2 protein-coding genes are annotated in these 1652 nt (G+C 70.3%); one reads left to right on the forward strand and one right to left on the reverse strand.

The genetic code is table 11. The annotated features are described in order from the left end of the window. On the reverse strand, positions 1–392 hold a 392-nt coding region (locus ACWEVN_RS46370; protein ID WP_452055519.1), incomplete at its 3' end, for a hypothetical protein. A 366-nt stretch (positions 393–758) separates the two neighbouring features. Between ACWEVN_RS46370 and rpsB the strand changes: the two genes are divergently transcribed. Then, a complete protein-coding gene (rpsB, locus tag ACWEVN_RS46375; protein WP_449675088.1) occupies positions 759–1619 on the forward strand; it encodes a 30S ribosomal protein S2 in 861 nt (286 codons plus the stop codon). Positions 1620–1652 lie beyond the last annotated feature (33 nt).

Consider the following 1652-nt stretch of genomic DNA (forward strand, 5'->3'; position numbering starts at 1 on the left):
GGAGGTGGCGGTGGCGGCTTGGCGGGCTGGGCGCCTGGAGGTGGCGGTGGCGGCTTGGCGAATAGGGCGCCTGGAGGTGGCGGTGGCGGCTTGGCGGGCAGGGCGCCGGGAGGTGGCGGTGGTGACTTGGCGGGCAGGCCGCCCAGGAGCGGTGCCAGGCCACTCGCCCACGGCTCCACCACCGCGTGCGGCGGCCGGGATTGATCCACACCGGCCGCGTCTATCCCCAGCGTCGCCGACGCCGTCACCTCCCCTCCCGAAGCCGCCGCTCCCGGCGCTCGGACACCCACTTCTCCGCCGACGAACACCCCTCCCAAAATCGCCATCACCAGGGCAAACGTGCCCAGCAACCATCCCGGCAGACGCCGCCGGACCTGCATGATCGACTCCATGGCTCCAGCGTGCGGCACCCGGGCGGGTCGTGGGGCGCGCGGGCCGAATCTGTGGATAACCGGACCCGATGTGGACAACCGGGTCGCGCAGCGGCCGCCGGTGGGGGAGGGGGTGGTGGGAGGGGGTAGAATCTTCTGCGCAGTCCGTTTCAGCGGGCTGACTTCGCGTGCACGTGCGCGTTCCCCCTTCTGGAAACAGCCGAGGGAGCGCACGGGGTCCGGCGGTCCTCGGGGTCCTTCACTCCCGGGGTCCGGACGCCGGCGCGGGCACCAGGGCGAACGGCCACCCGGCCGGGAGCGACCAACCGAGCAGCGCGTCCAGCGGAAGCAAGGCGCGCACTACACAGAAGAGGTGTGATTCCGGCAATGGCCGTCGTCACCATGAAGCAGCTGCTCGACAGCGGCGTGCACTTCGGGCACCAGACCCGCCGGTGGAACCCGAAGATGAAGCGCTACATCTTCACCGAGCGCAACGGCATCTACATCATCGACCTGCAGCAGACGCTGACCTACATCGACCGTGCGTACGAGTTCATCAAGGAAACCGTCGCGCACGGCGGCACCATCATGTTCGTCGGCACCAAGAAGCAGGCTCAGGAAGCCATCGCCAACGAGGCCGCGCGCGTGGGCATGCCCTACGTCAACCAGCGCTGGCTCGGCGGCATGCTGACCAACTTCCAGACCGTGCACAAGCGCCTCCTCCGCCTCAAGGAGCTCGAGGCCCAGGAGCAGACCGGTGGCTTCACCGGCCTCACCAAGCGCGAGATCCTGACGCTGACCCGCGAGAAGGAAAAGCTCGAGAAGACCCTCGGCGGTATCCGCGACATGGCCAAGGTGCCGAGCGCGGTGTGGATCGTCGACACCAAGAAGGAGCACATCGCCGTCGGCGAGGCTCGGAAGCTGAACATCCCGGTCGTCGCGATCCTGGACACCAACTGCGACCCGGACGAGGTCGACTACCCGATCCCGGGCAACGACGACGCCATCCGGTCCGCCGCGCTGCTGACCAAGGTCGTCGCCGAGGCCGCGGCCGCCGGTCTGATGGCGCGCTCCAGCCGCAACGGTGCGTCCGCCGACGCGAAGCCGGAGCCGGGCGTCGCCTCCGACGAGCCGCTGGCCGAGTGGGAGAAGGAGCTGCTCGCCGGCTCCGAGACCGCCGCCGCTGACGCGAACGAGGCCGCTGCCGCGACCGAGGCCGCCACCGAGCAGGCGACCGCCTCCTCCTGATGCTCCAACCGCCCGTGCGGCCGCGCCCCCGGG

Source organism: Amycolatopsis sp. NPDC003861 (assembly GCF_053605405.1).